General features: G+C 35.5%; 12 protein-coding genes and 1 riboswitch. Of the genes, 8 read left to right on the top strand and 4 right to left on the bottom strand.

What is annotated here, in order from left to right; genetic code table 11:
- The first annotated feature begins 8 nt into the window (after positions 1 to 8).
- Together DET49_RS16145 and DET49_RS16140 are read left to right on the top strand one after the other, a co-directional pair.
- Positions 9 to 1,931 carry a hypothetical protein gene (locus tag DET49_RS16145; RefSeq protein WP_133549575.1) on the top strand — a complete coding sequence of 641 codons (1,923 nt, stop codon included), beginning with the start codon at positions 9 to 11 and terminating at the stop codon, positions 1,929 to 1,931.
- Positions 1,931 to 5,935 carry a DUF2194 domain-containing protein gene (locus DET49_RS16140; RefSeq protein WP_133549573.1) on the top strand — a complete coding sequence of 1,335 codons (4,005 nt, stop codon included), beginning with the start codon at positions 1,931 to 1,933 and terminating at the stop codon, positions 5,933 to 5,935. The genes DET49_RS16145 and DET49_RS16140 overlap by 1 nt, the downstream gene beginning before the upstream one ends.
- Here the strand turns inward: DET49_RS16140 and DET49_RS16135 are convergent.
- The 3 genes from DET49_RS16135 to DET49_RS16125 form a co-directional block, all read right to left on the bottom strand.
- Positions 5,932 to 6,726: an ABC transporter ATP-binding protein gene (locus DET49_RS16135; protein WP_166636597.1), complete on the bottom strand. Its 795-nt coding sequence runs from the start codon at positions 6,724 to 6,726 to the stop codon at positions 5,932 to 5,934. The genes DET49_RS16140 and DET49_RS16135 overlap by 4 nt on opposite strands.
- A 2-nt stretch (positions 6,727 to 6,728) precedes the next feature.
- Positions 6,729 to 7,760 (bottom strand): FecCD family ABC transporter permease, encoded by a 1,032-nt coding sequence (locus DET49_RS16130; RefSeq protein ID WP_133549571.1) that lies wholly within the window; start codon positions 7,758 to 7,760, stop codon positions 6,729 to 6,731.
- Between the two features lie 122 nt (positions 7,761 to 7,882).
- On the bottom strand, positions 7,883 to 9,037 hold the full coding sequence (locus tag DET49_RS16125; RefSeq protein WP_133549568.1) for an ABC transporter substrate-binding protein: 1,155 nt from the start codon (positions 9,035 to 9,037) through the stop codon (positions 7,883 to 7,885).
- Positions 9,038 to 9,146: 109 nt separating this feature from the next.
- Positions 9,147 to 9,401, top strand: a riboswitch (cobalamin riboswitch).
- Positions 9,402 to 9,434: 33 nt separating this feature from the next.
- Between DET49_RS16125 and DET49_RS16120 the strand changes: the two genes are divergently transcribed.
- Positions 9,435 to 11,276: a TonB-dependent receptor plug domain-containing protein gene (locus DET49_RS16120; RefSeq protein ID WP_133549566.1), complete on the top strand. Its 1,842-nt coding sequence runs from the start codon at positions 9,435 to 9,437 to the stop codon at positions 11,274 to 11,276.
- Between the two features lie 72 nt (positions 11,277 to 11,348).
- On the top strand, positions 11,349 to 12,416 hold the full coding sequence (locus tag DET49_RS16115) for a YncE family protein (protein ID WP_133549564.1): 1,068 nt from the start codon (positions 11,349 to 11,351) through the stop codon (positions 12,414 to 12,416).
- Between the two features lie 84 nt (positions 12,417 to 12,500).
- Here the strand turns inward: DET49_RS16115 and DET49_RS16110 are convergent, their stop codons facing one another.
- Positions 12,501 to 13,982: a S41 family peptidase gene (locus DET49_RS16110; protein ID WP_133549562.1), complete on the bottom strand. Its 1,482-nt coding sequence runs from the start codon at positions 13,980 to 13,982 to the stop codon at positions 12,501 to 12,503.
- Between the two features lie 121 nt (positions 13,983 to 14,103).
- Between DET49_RS16110 and DET49_RS16105 the strand changes: the two genes are divergently transcribed.
- Genes DET49_RS16105 through DET49_RS16090 form a run of 4 tightly spaced genes read left to right on the top strand, consistent with a single transcriptional unit; the run spans position 14,104 to position 16,150 of the window.
- Entirely contained in the window at positions 14,104 to 14,619 is a 516-nt protein-coding gene (locus DET49_RS16105; protein ID WP_133549560.1) for an RNA polymerase sigma factor, read from the top strand.
- Positions 14,600 to 15,052, top strand: a complete 453-nt coding sequence (locus tag DET49_RS16100; RefSeq protein ID WP_133549558.1) for a hypothetical protein — start codon at positions 14,600 to 14,602, stop codon at positions 15,050 to 15,052. The genes DET49_RS16105 and DET49_RS16100 overlap by 20 nt, the downstream gene beginning before the upstream one ends.
- A gap of 3 nt (positions 15,053 to 15,055) precedes the next feature.
- Positions 15,056 to 15,583 carry a DUF4252 domain-containing protein gene (locus DET49_RS16095; protein WP_133549556.1) on the top strand — a complete coding sequence of 176 codons (528 nt, stop codon included), beginning with the start codon at positions 15,056 to 15,058 and terminating at the stop codon, positions 15,581 to 15,583.
- A 21-nt stretch (positions 15,584 to 15,604) separates the two neighbouring features.
- On the top strand, positions 15,605 to 16,150 hold the full coding sequence (locus DET49_RS16090; protein WP_133549554.1) for a DUF4252 domain-containing protein: 546 nt from the start codon (positions 15,605 to 15,607) through the stop codon (positions 16,148 to 16,150).
- The last annotated feature ends 146 nt before the right edge of the window (positions 16,151 to 16,296 follow it).

Below are 16,296 nucleotides of genomic sequence, written 5' to 3'. Positions count from 1 at the left end.
TCCTAATAGTGCATAGATTAATTTCAACCAGGATTTCTGCACTCACTGCCTTGAACTTTTTAATCCCTACCATTACCCTGGTACTTGCTGCAGTACTTACGGGGAGTTTTGTCCTAGTCTTGACCAGGACATTTGATCTATTCGTCCTAATTAGCATAGTGATAATGCTCACTATGGTTACATTTATGAAACTGGATTTTAGCAAATCTTTAAAGGATCAATTGCAGCGAATTTATTCCCGTACTATTTTGTATGCCACTATAAAACTTGAGAAACGGAAGAGTTTTTTAGATCGTGATAATATCATTAAGCCAACCTATAAAAATAAGGAACAGGGATTATCACGGTATCATAAAAACTGGCAGTTAGCCATTGGTTTTCTATTACCCGTTATCACATATATTTCTAGAAATTCCCTTTTTCAACAAGATATTTACACGCTTTCTTCGAGTTGGTTTAATAATCTGGAGCTTATAAATGGGCTGTCATTAGATAAATGGTTTTTTCAGTCAGGTGAAATGATGGGAGATTATTTGCTTATCAACCTTTATTCTAAAATAACCCATATTACATACGCCCAGGCATTACAATCTTTCGGAGTACTGGAGTCTGCCTTACTTTCTTTAATAATCTATTGGGTGGTATTTAAGATTTCCAGAAAACATTCTTCCGGTATCATGGCGGGGCTGAGTTTCGCCTTACTTTATTCATTTCTTCCAATAAATATAGAATTGTTAGCTCAGCATAAGTCCGTTTTTACCGCGCTTGTTATTGCTTTACCAACGATGTTCTTTTGTATTTATCCTCAAAGTTTTCGTCTTAATAGAAGGATGAGTTTTGGTTGGATGCCGATTTTATTCAGCGCTGTGTTAATGATAGATATTTTTGTCGGCATTTTTGTCCTATTCCCATTTTTACTTATTTTATTTTTATTTAAATTCAGGGATAACCTTAAGCAAATTTCTCAACTAATTTTTGCTTACCTGGCTTCAGTAATTTTAATAGGAAGTATATATGGTCTTGCCGCCCTAATTAAGGGGGAAGATTTTCTAGCTTTTTTAATGTCTAACTTCTATTCCTTCGATACCTATACCTATAATCCACATTTAATTATTCCCTTTGACGAACTTATTTATTATTATCAATTTGCAGGGATAGTTTTTTTAATCATTACTATTTTCAACTATATCAAAAAACCCCAAAAATGGTTAGCAAGCATCGTTTTTCTAATTTTTATAAATATCTTTTTTGGTATTTACCAATTAGATGAAGTTTTAGTAGACCTGGATATTTTGAGTCAGGTCCTTTGTATATTTATTCCAATTTTCTTCGGAATCATTCTTAACATTTTAATCGATCTTCTTTCTTTTTTCAATTTGGCTCCCAGACGGGCTATAACCATTGAAGTAAGTGGAGGGATATTAACTATTGGGGCATTGGTGTTATTTACCTTTCCGGGGGCAGCTAGCCTTAATTTTGAAACGGATAAAACAAAGAACCTTATTTTCGAAGCCTATTCAAAAATACAATCGAAGCATTTGCCTTATTCTTATGCTGTTGTAAATTCAACACCATATTCCAGCTTTAGTAAAAACAGTCATTATTACTATGATTACGATTATTTTAATAATAGGTATATCACACGAGACCGAGAATTCAATAAATATAAAGATGATACCCAATACCTTAATAATAATCCAAATGTAATTTTACCTCAATCGCTGTTTGTGTTTATTTATAACAATATGGAAGATAGCAAGTTTGCTAAGAATGAAAAGATTAAAGATCAACAGGTTATCGCGCAGCAAAGAATAGATCTTTTAAAAGCTAAAGGGAGAAATATAGATACGTATTACCAAAATAATGATTTAACTGTTTACCAAATAGTAAATAAGACAGGTTCCAGTAATGTTAATGAATTATTATACTGATGAAGAGTATGATCCAGTTACCAGAAAAATTCCTAAACTCTATTATTTTACTCTTGTGCTCTTTTGCAATAATTAGTTGTGAAACTGATAAGAAATCAGAAAGAATCCAAGAAAATAGTCCACGAGTAATATACGATGCCAATAGTAGCAATCCGTGGGTAACTTATATCCTGGAGCCTGATGATGATTTAAGTCTTAGGAATAAAAACCATATTAAAAAGGCTTTAAATTACGCAAAAATTCCATTCGCAGAAATTGATCTCGATGGTTTTAATAAAGAACCACAGTTAAACAATACTGTAAAAGTCATAGTGATTTATGATTTAGCTGCCTTGAATAAATCTGCTATGTCTTTGCTTATAAAATTTGTTTCTAATGGGGGGCATATAGTTATTCCAACAGTAGGAACTAATAAAAATTATGGGTTTTTGGCAGGGGTTACAGCAGATGCTAATTATGAAATTGATACCGCGGCGCAGGGTTTTTTGTTTCGCACAAATTTTCTCCCAAATTTTAAAGGAAAGTTTTATCAAAATCAAACGAAACACTATGGACTTAAGGCTAACAATTTCAGGAAAGATATCGAGATTCTAGCAAGCTCGCTCTCTGAAGAAAATTATCCTTTAATAATTAAAAATAAAATAGGAAGGGGTGCTGTAATCTCCTTCAATACGGAACAATTTACTGAAAAACGAGAAAGAGGCCTGTTCTTTTCTGCGATTTTATCCGGTTTAGAGGGTGTTCCCTATCCCGTAGCAAATGCTTCCAGTATAATGCTAGACGATTTTCCAGCGCCGCTTTATAATGTAAAATTGGAACCTGTAGATTCAGAAATGGATATAACTCAAGCCCGATTTTACACAGAGGTTTGGTGGGAGGATATGCTGAAATTAGCTCAGAAATATAATATAGATTATTCAGCTTATGTTTGTTTTGATTATTCTAACCAAACCACCCCACCCTTTAATTTTCGGGAATGGGACAATTCCATTTTAAATAGTTCGGATGTTGGCAATTTAGCCGATATGCTTATGATTGACATCAAAAAATCTGAACACGAAGTGGCATTGCATGGGTATAATCATGCTTCTCTTACATTGGAAGAATGGCCTAATAAGGATTATATGGGTTTAAGTATTGAAGCTGTTAAAAAGCGTTGGGCTGCACGTAATTATGGAACCCTTCCCATTTCTTATGTACCACCTTCAAATATTATAGATAGCACTGGTTTTATCGCTTTAGAAGAAAACATTCCTAGTATTATTTATAACGCAAGTATTTATTTGGGTGATTTTAAGGAAGGGGGGGATAGAGAGTTTGATCCTGAACCATATAACAGTCATTTTTTTAATTATCCACGGATTAGTAGCGGATATGTTATGACTCCTTCTCGTGAATTTAATCAGCAATCCCTGTATCTCTATACCGGTATTTGGACGCATTTTATACACCCGGATGATATTTATGAAATTCCTGGCGAAGATCCCCTAAAAAGAACAGGGGATTATACCTTACGTAATAAAAACAGCTATGGTTGGATAATATCTGAAGATGGTACGCCTGGCCTTTTACCAAGGTTCGAGAATTATATTAAAAAGGTGAAGAGTACCTTTCCGTTTATTCGTTTTTTAAAAGTTTCTGAAGCTGCAAAAATCACCCAAAACTGGCGTGAAGAACCTTATGAGTTCGAGCAAACTGAAAACAATATCATTGTAAAGTCCGGCATTAAAAAGACTGCTAAGAGTGAGAATTTTTGGTTTGCATATGTTCGTGAGCCAAATATTTCCAGGGTAGAAGATTTTTTAATGGATAAACAACTTAAGTTTACTAAAACTGCTTTTTTAGAAGGATTTCTATTTAATATAAAAACCCCGAGAAAACATCTGAGCCTACCTAAGTTCGAAGGAGAAAATGCACAAAATCTCCTCAATTCAACAATAGAAGAGTTTGAAGCTTATCGCCTAATGAAACCTTCAGGAATTCTTGAGAGTGTTGATACAGAAATAATTGAATTAAAATCTAAAATTGGTAGAAGTGATAAATTTGTCAGCGAGGATTGGTTAGAGTTATTTAAGTATTTGGGCTGGAAAAGTAGGCAGAAGGAGATATGGACATTGCTGGAAAAGAAATACAATCAGAATAGATCTTCTGAATACGTAAAACTAGCTGCGGAGTTCACAAGACAAAGTGATTATCCTGATATGCAAACCAGGAAACGTTGGATGTTAAGGCTTATTGATATGTATCCCGATAATATAAAACTCAGAAAGGATTTTATAGCCTATTTTGGAAGCGATACCCAGGTGCAGCTAAGTCGCGAAGAGTTACTGCAACTTATTGAAAATACACAGATTAATCAAGAGCGCTTTACCTATTTATTATTGCTTAATGAGAAGGATCCTGAGGCTGCATATAATCTGGTTGAAAACATAAAGGCTTGTCGAGATGACTTTAAACTTGCTTCTTCCACAATTGCATGGATTTTTGCCGATGCCAATAACTATAAGCAAGCTATTTTATGGGCAGAATGCAGCGAAAATATTTCAGAAAATGTAATAAGGGACTGGCGCATACAGTCAGGGGAGTATGAATTTCTAAAAGAAACTAATTTTTCTCTCTACATAGAGTATCTCCTTGCCGATAACGCTAAAAAAGCTACGCAGGAATTACTTGAAGTTAAAGCATGCAGGAAGGAACTCCAACCTTTAGCTACGACAATTGCCTATGCCTACGCCGGTCAGGGAAGCTATAGAAAAGCCTTGGAGTGGTCGTTATGCGCCCAGAATTTTTCTTTAGTAGAACGTATGTTTTGGCTAAATTCTTTAGGAAATTACAGTGAAATTGAGCGTATATATGCCAATTATTCAGGAAATAACGGCGAAGATAAATTGGCTGTACGAGAGTTTATGGCTGAATTTTATATGGGTCGAGGTGATATTGTTAATGCCTGGAAAATAGTTGCAGAACTTCCAAATTCAACAAAAAAAGAAGGTTTAAGGGCCCAGTTAAACAAAGATGTTGTTTATTTAAAACCAGATCAAAAAAGACTTTTGCTGAAAGAGCACGCTTCTCTTTTTTATCCAGAGGTAGCCTCGCAGATAAAACAGAACTTAAGAATAACCAAAGGTAATTTTCTTCAAATTGGCAGCAATGTGATTAGTGATAGGTTAGATCCTACTGCCTTTGGTGCAGAAGCTATTTATGGAATTCGGGACAAAGGACAAAATCAGCATCAATTTGGTGTGAGCCGTTATACGGCCTACGAGATTCCTTTTCAGCCAGAACTGCAAAACAATAGAGAAGCCAATTTAAGTGGGTTTATTTATAGGTTTCAAACCAGGGAAAGATTAGAAAAGTTCAATTATGGATTTGGGACCAGGTTAGAATTTAATAATGCCGGCAAAACCTATCTTCATCTACAGGCTTCCGCATCTATTGCAAAAGACAGTCTATACAGTTCGTTTACTTTTTTTAGAAAACCAGCTTTGACAGGCCCTGCCTATAATTTAAATATATATCAAACCCAGGTTAATATATACGAGGAACTTCAGTTTAAAGAAAAATTCCAGGCCGTTTTTTATGTAGAAGGAAATCATTATGACGATGAAAACGTTGTAGATGTTCAGGCACTTACCAGTTTATCGATGGATTTTAAGCTGAATAAAAGATCGAAATTTAGGTCTTATACTGAATTATCTGGTATGCTAGGAAACACTAAAAGGCCAGGAGGATACCCGTATTGGACTTTGGATGAAAGATTATACGGCGGCCTTGGTATTGCTTATGAATATTTAAATCAAAAGAATTTCTGGAAGGTAAATCTCGATGCGGGGTATTTCCTCGATACTTTTTCAGAGGAATTTCAGCGCTACCGCGGCAGTTTATTATGGCCAATTTCAAAATACCTTCATTTTAATACCCAATTAGAATTTTACACACTTAAAAACTTCTATTCAAATAACTTTAGCTTCGGGTTAAAATATTTTTTGAAAGAAAATGATTAAGGATTAATTTTAAACGAAGCTGTAGCTTTATCAAAGACGATTAAACCTTCAGGGAAAACCGTGGAGAATGCACCGGATTCCAGTAGGCCTGTTGGGGAGCCTGTAATTACGTTGCTCTCCTGCATCAAAATAATCTTATCACACAGCTGAATAGCAAGATTAATTTCGTGCGAAGCAAAAACAATGGCTTTATTGGTTTTTCGAGTCAGTTTTTTTAGCAACTTCAGTACGTAAGCTTTATGATATAAATCTAAATGTGTAGTGGGTTCATCTAAAATTACCAGGGGCGTATTTTGAGCAATAGCCCTAGCAATTAAGACCTTTTGCAGCTGACCATCGCTTAATTCAAAGCATTTTTTGTTTTGTAAATCTTCAATCCCCACATTTTGTAAAGATTTCTTGATTTGTCGCAAATCGTTTTTCCCGAGTCTTCCAATCCAATTGGTATAAGGTTGTCTACCTAATGCTACAAGTTCAAACACACTTAAATTTTTAGAAATCGGTTGTTCAGTAAGGACCAGGCTCACTAAAGAAGCAAGTTCTAAGGAATCTATTTGTTGAATTTGTTCATTTTTCACCAAAACTTTTCCCTTCAATGCATCCTGCACCCCGCTTAATGTTCGTAAAAAAGTAGATTTTCCAACACCGTTTATACCAATTACGGCCACAAGCTCCCCTTCATTTACTTCAATATTTATTGCTTCAGCAATAATTGTTTTTTTTGCTTTATTGCTGTAACCAATATCCAGATCGATGGTTCTGAGAATGCTATGATTTTGGTTCTGGTTCAATTTTAGAATAAAAATTTACGTTTACGCACCAACAGCCATATTACCACCGGAGCTCCAATTAGCGAAGTTATGGCATTTATAGGTAATGTATATTCCTGACCCGGCATTTGTGCCACGATATCGCAAATAAGCATTAAGGCAGCACCACCTAAAATAACGGCGGGCACCAGGATACTGTGATTGTTAACTGGTATTATTTGTCGTATTAAATGGGGAACAGCTAACCCTACAAAAGCGATAGGCCCGGCAAAAGCGGTAATACTACCTGCCAGTAGACTGGTAGCAATTATAATTATAAATCTGTTTTTTTGAATGCTAACACCCAGGCTTTTGGCGTATTTCTCACCGAGCAAAAGGGTGTTAAGGTTTTTGATACAGGAAATAGCTAAAATTATTCCAACTACCCAAAACATGGTCAGGATTCCTACTTCATCCCAGGAAAGGTCTCCCAGGCTTCCAAAAGACCAAAACACATATTGTTGTAACTGTGTCGCCGGGCTAAAATAAGAAAGTACGCTTACTACAGCTGCAGTTAAGCTTGCAAACATTAGGCCGATTATTAGAATTGCCATGGTATCTCTAAGCTTCAGGGAAGCTAACATTACAGCGATTAACACCAATAAACTTCCAAAGCTGGAGGCAATTACCAAACTCCATTGTGAAAGTAAAATTCCTGCAAAACCTCGGCCAAATACAGAAGCTCCCATGATTACAATTGCCACACCCAAACTTGCGCCGCTACTTAAACCTAGCACATATGGGCCGGCTAGTGGATTTCGAAATAAGGTTTGCATTAAAAGTCCGCTTATAGCCAGGCCTGAGCCTGTTATAATTGCTGTTATTGCTTTTGGCAGACGGTATTCTACGATTATGTACCGCCAGGTTTCTTTAGTAACTTCTAAATTAAGAATTGAAGCAAAAACATCTTTAAGTGGAATATCAACCGAACCCAGACTGATATTCAAAAAACCAAGAAAAATCACTCCTAAAAAGAGGAGCAATAGCGGAAGAACATATTTTTGGGACTGCAACAAGGCCGGTTATTTATTTCGATGTAAATATCTGAAATAAATTGAGGAGATAAAATTAAAGAAGATCTATAATGGAATTTCATCTGATATTACGAAAATAAAGTACATTATTATTCTCCTTCAGATTAGTCTTCCAGGGCCTTAAAAAATATCCTCTTGTGATTTGGAAGCAATTCGGGATGAAAAATGGAGACCAGGTCTTTTAATACCAAATCTGGTCGTTGGGGGGCGAGTTCAAAATAAATAACGCCGCCGGTTTCACCTTTTGTTAAACTTACGCTATAGACATTTTTATCCTTTACTGCATCAAATTGCTGATAATGTGGAGATTCTTCTAAAAGTTTGGAATAGGAAGTGAATTGACCGGCGCTAATCCAAAATTCTACATCCCTGGCTTTTGCGAGTACACTTTCAAAAGATAAGGCCATACTGCCGTTTCCCTGGGTTTCGGAGTATATGTAATTCGCATTGGCATCTTTTAAAAATTGCGCTTGCCAAGAATTCCCATAGGGTAGATACCACTGATCTTTATACATTGCACCACTTAGAACTTTAGGACTTTTTTCGGCCGATTTCGCCAATTTTTTGGCATCAACATAGGCCGTTTCAATATTATTAAAAATCCTCTCAGCATCTTTTAATTTATCATAAAAAACGCCGAAAAATTTAATCCATTCTGCTTTTCCCAGCGGTGTTTTTTCAGTCCAGTCCCCATTGTACATTACTGGAATTCCTGTTTTCTGGATTGTTTCGAAACTTTTGTTATTTCCATTTATCGCGAAACCTACCACCACATCCGGATTAAGATCTATAAGAACTTCGGTATTGATACTTTCATTTCTTCCCAGTTCTTTGATTTTTCCTGAATTAATTAATTTTCTTGTTTGCTCTGAAGAAATATAATCCAGACCTGGAAAACCTATCAGGCTGGTTTCTTCATTTAAAATCTCTAATGCCGGTATATGAGTGGTTGAGGTTACCACCATTTTTTCTACCGGAATCTGCACTCTTTGATCATAATCTAAATGCTCAGGGATTTCAGCGTTTTTTTTGGCAAGTAGGTAAGTAAAGGAATTTTCAGCATTTGGCCATGGAGTTGTTGTTTTAAGAAGATAATAATCTCCAAAATCACTAATGCTAAAACTTTTAGCATAGCTTAATTCAACTGAATTTCCAGTCTGTACAGAATCTGGTTTTTGTTTTTTCTGATCGGTTTTACAGGCGGTAAATGCTAAAAACAGCAGAAGAACTGTAAGTGCCTTTGCAGTGTTTCTTTTCATTTTTTAATAGGTTAAATGAAATGGAATTAATGAGATATTATATGGTATAATAATTTTCAAAAGTAAGATTATTTAGAATTTTATGATGCCAACTCAGATAAATGTTTAATTTCGCATTGAAATTTTTGGTTCGGATGTGATTTTTTTCACGCCGATTAAAAGGGAATCAGGAAGAAGAAAGAAATAATGTTTTTCATTATATATTTCAAACTTTGCAAAGCCTGAGCTGTTCCCGCAACTGTAAGCTTAGTCCCCAACGGGATGCTTGTTGTTATCACTTCAAAAACCACTGTTCCCTTTTGGGGATGGGAAGGTAAACAACAAGACGCGAGCCAGGAGACCTGCCAGAATATAACCAATAAATTCTTAGACTTTCGGGATAAAAGTCAGAGGGCAGATGAAAAAAACGCAATTTTATATCCTATTCCTTAGTCTGTTATGCAGCATGACCGCCTTTGCTCAAAACGATACAGTTAAGGTTTTAGACGAGGTTTTCCTGACCGATACAAAACTGAAAGATTTTTCTACCGGCCAGCAGGTTACGGTTTTAAACGATTCAGTTTTAAAGAAAAACGGGGCACTGCTTACCTCAGCCTTAAATTTTAATACCAATATTTATTTTAAAGAAAATGGCCTTGGGATGGTTTCCTCACCTTCCTTCCGCGGAACCACAGCTTCCCAAACTGCCGTGTTATGGAATGGGATAAATATCAATTCCCAGTTTAACGGTCAAACCGATTTTAATACTTTAAATGTTGGCGGTTACGATAATGTTAGCGTTCGAGGTGGTGGTGGAAGCGTGGTATACGGCACAGGTGCTATTGGTGGTACTGTCCATTTGAATACCAACCTTGATTTTAGCGGAAAAACCAAGCAGGATATTTTTTTACAATACGGAAGTTATAATACTGTAGATGCCCGATATAAAGTAAAAACTTCGGAAAAAAAATGGAGGTTAAGTATAGCTGCAGCCAGGAATTCTTCTGATAATGATTATGAATGGCCGATTGGAAACCGGGAAAATGAAAATGGCCAATTCTATAATAATAATTTGGATTTAGGTCTGGCTTATCGCTTAAATAAGAAAAACACTTTAAAATTTTACAGTCAGTTTTTCGATGGAGAACGGCATTTTTCATTGATTCGATCTTCGGAAACCAAAACTAAATACACTAATTTAAATACGCGGAATTTACTGGAATGGGTAATTGAATTTGGTGATTTTATTTCTGTTTCCAGGTTTGCGCATTTGAATGAAAATTACAGGTATTATGCCAGTATTGTCTCAGAGGATAATTCTTTTGGGAAAGCCAAAACGATTATTGGAAAATATGATTTAAAGTATGCGGCATCCAAAACGCTGGAATTTAATGGCGTATTAACCAATACATATACCGATGGTAGCGGGTCTGGAATTGAAGAAAATACTCGAAATATATTTTCTTCAGCATTATTAATGAAACACAGGCCATTTCAGAAATTTCAATACGAATTGGGAATCAGGAAAGAAATAACCGATAATTATAAGAGTCCCTTGTTATTTTCTGCAGGAACAAATTATGATTTTACCGAATTCTATAGTTTAAAAATGAATATTTCCAGGAATTTTAGAATTCCAACTTACAACGATCTTTACTGGGCAGGAGCCGGAAACCTGGATTTACGTCCTGAAACTTCCAATCAGATTGAGATAGGAAACCATTTTAAATACAAAGACTTCAAGTTAAGCCTAACCGGGTATTATATTCAAATCGATGATATGATACGCTGGTTGCCATCAGTAGGAGGGCTCTGGCGCCCCAGAAACGAAGAAAAAGTAGAAACCTCCGGACTTGAAGTGTTGGCCAACTGGCGGAAACAAATTTTCCCAAACCATCAAATGGGCGTATCTGGAACATATGCCTATACGGTTTCAAAGAATAGTAATACCGGCTACCAGCTTATTTATGTGCCATTTCACAAAGCTACGGGAGCATTTACATATGGTTTTAAAAACCTTAGCATAGATTATCAATTGCTATATAATGGCGAGGTTTTTACCAGGTCAGATAATAATTCCCAATACAATATGGCTGCTTATGTGGTCTCAAACCTTGGATTTTCATACGATTTCGGTAGAAAAAATTCCTATAAGATTGGGACCAGGGTGCTCAATATTTTTAATGAAGAATACCAAAGTGTAGAAAACCGGTGGATGCCCGGTAGAAATTTTAATATATACCTAAACCTTAATTTTTAATCAGCATGATGCGGGAAGCAAATATTCTTAAAATCAGATCATTTGCTCCGCTGTTCGCTAAAATTCTAACCAATGAAAAGAAGAAGTAAACTTTTAGCCATCGCCATTTTAAGTGGCTTATTTTTAAATTCCTGTAGCAGTGACGATGATGCTATTAATGAACCTGAAAAAGAACAACCGGAAGGAAATTATACCAATGGTTTTTTTGTATTGAATGAAGGAAGTTTTGGTAATAATAACAGCACTGTTACCTATGTGAGTAATGACTTTTCTACAAATGAAATAGAAATTTTTCTTAAGGCAAATGATGAATCTTTAGGGGATACTGGGCAAAGTATCACCTTTGATGATGATTATGCCTATATTATTGCCAATGCTTCTAATTTGATTAACGTGGTAAACCGCTACACTTTTGAATTAGTAGGCCAAATTGATAGTGGTCTTGTATCTCCAAGATATGCGGTTGTGGAAAATGATAAAATGTATGTAACAAATCAAGGGTCTTACGAAGATTCAGAAGCAACTGCATTTGATGATTTCGTAGCAGTAATTAACCTGGAAACTTTGGAAGTTGAGAAAACCATAGAAACAAATACATTACTTGAATATATTCACGAAGAAAATGGAATGATCTATGTTCAAAATGCTGCTTTTGGTAGTGGAAATGGAATTACTGTTATTGATTCTACTATCGATGAAATTATAGACACTATTGAGACAGAAGATAACCTTATTTCTTTTGAAATTGAAGATGGTGTTCTGTATGCCTTAAGTTCTGCCATACTTGAGAAAATTGATCTGATTACAGGTGAAGTGATTTCTGAAATTGTTATTGAACAAGGAAGTGCAAGCAACCTGCAGATTGAAGACGGAATGATTTATTATACTATAGGTACGAAAGTATACAGGCTTGGACTTAACGATGAGACTGCGCCCGAGGCCCCCGTTTTGGAGTATAGCTCAAATTCAACTTATGGTGGCATGTATGGATTTGAAGTAGAAGGGGACTATATTTATACCGCAGAAGCCCCTACTTTTACTGAAAATGGAACTATTAGGATCTACGATTTAAATGGAGACCTAACAACTGAATTTGATTCAGGGGGAATTGGTCCAAATGGTTTCTATTTTAACGATTAAAAACTGTTTTTCTGTTTATTTAAATTTGATTAAAAAGCCCCGTTCCAATTAAGGAACGGGGCTTTTTATATACAAGGTTTAAAATTATTTCTTCAATTCAGCAGCTTTTTGCCTTATAATTTCTGGTATTTCGTCAACATACATTCGCTGATAATCCACATCACTTTCGCCTCGTTCTCCAATTTTAGAAAATCGGGAATCATAAGAAACTGATGGAATAGCCATTCTGTTTCCGGTAATATCAGCCAAAGCCGCTGCAAGTAAGGTTTCTTCTGGAGTACCTAGTGCTTTTAGATTAAAGATATCTTCTTCAACCAAAATATCGGGAATTAAACCTTCTTCGTAATAGGCATCCTCATCGGCATTTTTGGATTCATAGATAAGTGGCTGAATTACATATTTATGGTTTGGATTACGCTCCTCTCTTGTAAAGTTTGGAGAATCATATAATGGTGCTGCCGCCTGGAATTTACCAACAGTAGAAGTTCCTACGTGCACAACATTTATATATGGAGCAAGACCGTTCATTACCAATTCACTGGCGGAGGCTGTAGAGCCGGTTCCAATTATATAAACTTTACTAAGGCCAAGACTATTAATCATTTCTTCAGTTCTAATTTGGCCGTTAAATCGATCTACAAGTTGTTCCTGAGTAAATTGACTTTGTAAAAGCTCATTCCAGGTTTGCTTAGAAAAAATTTCTCCTTCAAATTGACCAGTAATCATACTTGAAAGGTCCACCGCACTTTCTACAGAACCACCACCGTTATATCGAAGGTCTAAAACTAACGCATCTACATTTTGGGTTTTTAGCTCACCAAAAGCAGCATTTAATTCATCATCAAAATCAGCGGTAAAACTATTATACATAATGTAACCAACTTTTATACCATCTACGGTTAGGGTTTTAGTATGTAAAACTGGGTTTTCAGTAATTTGTTCCCTTGTTAAAGCGATAGTTTCTCCGGTTTCGCTAATAATATTATCGTTTACCTGTGCAAGCGAAATTTCAAAACCATCACGACCTAAAAGAGATTGATAGTTAGTACGATTCAAAGATTCTCCATCAATTTCTGTAAAAAGCATACCTCTTTCAACACCGGCTTCATCTGCCGGACTTCCGGGAATTATATAACGAACATACCCAAAAACCCCGGTTTCACCGTAAGCAACAAGACCGTAATCCATACCAGTTGTAGTACTAATTCCGCTTTGGCTGTTTTCTAAGACTGTATAGTCGTCTACTATAAAACTAAAGCGATCTTTTGGTGCCGGTACCTTTAGCCCGTTTCTAAATAAATCTTCGGGTGATTCAAATTCACTCAACCATTCGTTTTTATCCTCTGAAGTAGCAAAATAGTTTACTCCTAATTCGGGTACATCAGCTTCATAAACATAATAGATGCTCATGGCATCATATAGATAATTTTCGATTTCTAAATTAGGGGTTTCTTCTGGATTTTCACCACCAACCACGGGGATAACTTCATCATTGTTGTCTTTAGAACAAGAGGTGAGTACCCCGGTGGCCAGGAATAAAATTAAAATTAGTTTGTTAATCTTCATAAATTTTAAGTTTGTTTTGGATTGCTAAAAATACCTACAATTAATTAAATTGAAAATCCTATTGTAACAAATATTACCGTTAATCGTTTAAAAGGTAAGAAGGTTATTAAACCAACTATAAATGATACAACAAGCCTTCCTGGTAAAAATTAATCCGGTAAAACAAAAGATGTACCGGCTTGCATTACGGCTGCTTATTTCAAAAGAAGCAGCAGAAGATGCTACACAGGAAGTAATTATTAAACTGTGGAATCGTAGAGATAAAATCAAGGACTATACCAATTTTGAAGCTTTTGCAATGACAACTACAAAAAATTACTGTTTGGATGAGCTAAAAGCCAAAAAGAACAATAATTTAAGAATTGTTCATCAGAATTTTGAGAACAACTCAATTTCCCTGCAAAGAGAGCTTGAGGTGAAAGATGAACTTAACTGGATAGATAAAATTGTAAATGACTTACCGCAACAGCAGAAGATTATATTTCAGCTAAGGGATATTGAGCAATTGGAGTTTGATGAAATCATTGAAATTACTAAGATGAAACCCACTGCCGTTAGGGTAGCATTATCCAGGGCAAGAAAAAAAATAAAGGAAAGTCTAACAAACAAGCATAATTATGGACTCAAAAAAGGTTAGAAAATTACTGTTGAAATATGATGCTGGTGAGAGTACATTAGACCAGGAAAAAGCACTTCGTGAATATTTTCAAAATAATGACGTTCCGGATGATTTACAGAGTTACCGTTTGATATTTTCTTTTGCACAAAAAAGCAGGGATCAGCAAATCGATCGCAAAATGCATCTTCCTGAATTGGAAAAGGAGCGTAAATATTTTTGGACGGCTATAGCAGCAAGCGTGATTTTGGTAATGGGACTTTTCTTTTTTCAAAATAGACCTATAGAAATATACGATAATGATCTCGGTACTGTTCAGGATAAAGAAGAAGCATTACAAAAAAGCATGGAAGCCTTAAGAATGGTTTCCCAATTAATGAACGAAGGTAAAGAAGACCTTATTTATTTAAAAGAGTTTAATAACACCAAAAATAAATTTTTAATAACTGAATAACTTATGAAAAAGATAGTAGTAATAATTATTATTGGCCTTTTACCGATAATAACGCAGGCACAATCATTTGCCAAGTATGAAAATATGAAGGATGTTGATGCTATGGTAATGACTAGTAAGATGTTTAAAATGCTTGCAAAAGTAGATTTAAGTGAAGATAACCCGGAAGCCAGGGAATACCTAAAATTGATAGAAAACCTGGACGAGATCAAAATGTTTACAAGTTCAACTGCTTCAGTGAGGAATGAGATGCAAAAGGACGTGGAAGCTTATCTAAATTCAAATTCCCTGGACCAGTTAATGCGGGTAAAAGAAGATGGTAAAAACATTAGATTTTATTCAAAAAGTGGTAAAAACGATAATTACGTTAGCGAATTGTTTATGTTTATGGAGGGTGAAAAAGAAGGAGAGCCAATATCAGTCATCCTTAGTATTACTGGTGAAATAGACCTTTCACAATTATCACGTCTTACTTCGGACCTTAAAATTCCGGGTGCAGAGGAGCTGAAAAACGTAGAAAAAAAATCCTAGATTAACTTTAATTCAATAATAATGAAATCGATAAAACTTTTGACTCTGGCCTTTGCCTCTTTTGCTTTTGTTTCATGCAACAGCGATCCAAGTTTACAGGAATATTATGTAGAAAATCAACAGGATAATAAATTTATTGCCTTAGATATACCTACAAGTATGTTCGCAAATACTGAAGACCTGGATGAAAATCAAAAAGCTACCCTGGAGAGTGTAAAAAAGATAAATGTACTGGCTTTACCGGTTAAAGAAAGCATAGAAGCATATGAAGATGAAAAAGCAAAATTAACTCAAATTCTCAGGGATGAAAAGTACCAGCTTTTAATGAAATATGGCTCAAATGATCGCAGAGCCGAAATTTATTTTACCGGGGATGAGGAGGCTATAGATGAAATTATCGTATATGGTTACGACGACGCCAAAGGAGTAGGAGTGGCCCGGGTTTTAGGTGAGAATATGAATCCACAGAAATTAATGGAATTCATCAAATCGCTAGATGAGGGTGATTTAGATATAAATGGCCTTAAAGAAGTTGCAGGCATCTTTAAGGGTGAATTAGAACAGTAGTTTTTAGTTGATGAAAGAGGTTGTTTGAAATAGTTGTCAAACAACCTCTTATTTATTGTGTGCCGTGCATGGCGTATAACTCGACGGTGAAAGTCCGTTATGAGGGTTTATAGCTACCTATCATTAGCTAAGAGCAAGGGTGTCCA

This window comes from Salegentibacter sp. 24 (assembly GCF_004362395.1).
In the GTDB taxonomy this organism is placed as follows: Bacteria; Bacteroidota; Bacteroidia; order Flavobacteriales; family Flavobacteriaceae; genus Salegentibacter.
Note: the sequence above shows the minus strand (reverse complement) of the source record. Positions and strands in the feature narration are given on the sequence as shown.

Coding starts and splice junctions, on each gene's coding strand:
- DET49_RS16115 (WP_133549564.1), top strand. CDS start 11,349: ATGAAAAGAAGAAGTAAACTTTTAGCCATCGCCATTTTAAGTGGCTTA.
- DET49_RS16140 (WP_133549573.1), top strand. CDS start 1,931: ATGAAGAGTATGATCCAGTTACCAGAAAAATTCCTAAACTCTATTATT.
- DET49_RS16110 (WP_133549562.1), bottom strand. CDS start 13,982: ATGAAGATTAACAAACTAATTTTAATTTTATTCCTGGCCACCGGGGTA.
- DET49_RS16095 (WP_133549556.1), top strand. CDS start 15,056: ATGAAAAAGATAGTAGTAATAATTATTATTGGCCTTTTACCGATAATA.
- DET49_RS16090 (WP_133549554.1), top strand. CDS start 15,605: ATGAAATCGATAAAACTTTTGACTCTGGCCTTTGCCTCTTTTGCTTTT.
- DET49_RS16100 (WP_133549558.1), top strand. CDS start 14,600: ATGGACTCAAAAAAGGTTAGAAAATTACTGTTGAAATATGATGCTGGT.
- DET49_RS16120 (WP_133549566.1), top strand. CDS start 9,435: ATGAAAAAAACGCAATTTTATATCCTATTCCTTAGTCTGTTATGCAGC.
- DET49_RS16125 (WP_133549568.1), bottom strand. CDS start 9,037: ATGAAAAGAAACACTGCAAAGGCACTTACAGTTCTTCTGCTGTTTTTA.
- DET49_RS16105 (WP_133549560.1), top strand. CDS start 14,104: ATGATACAACAAGCCTTCCTGGTAAAAATTAATCCGGTAAAACAAAAG.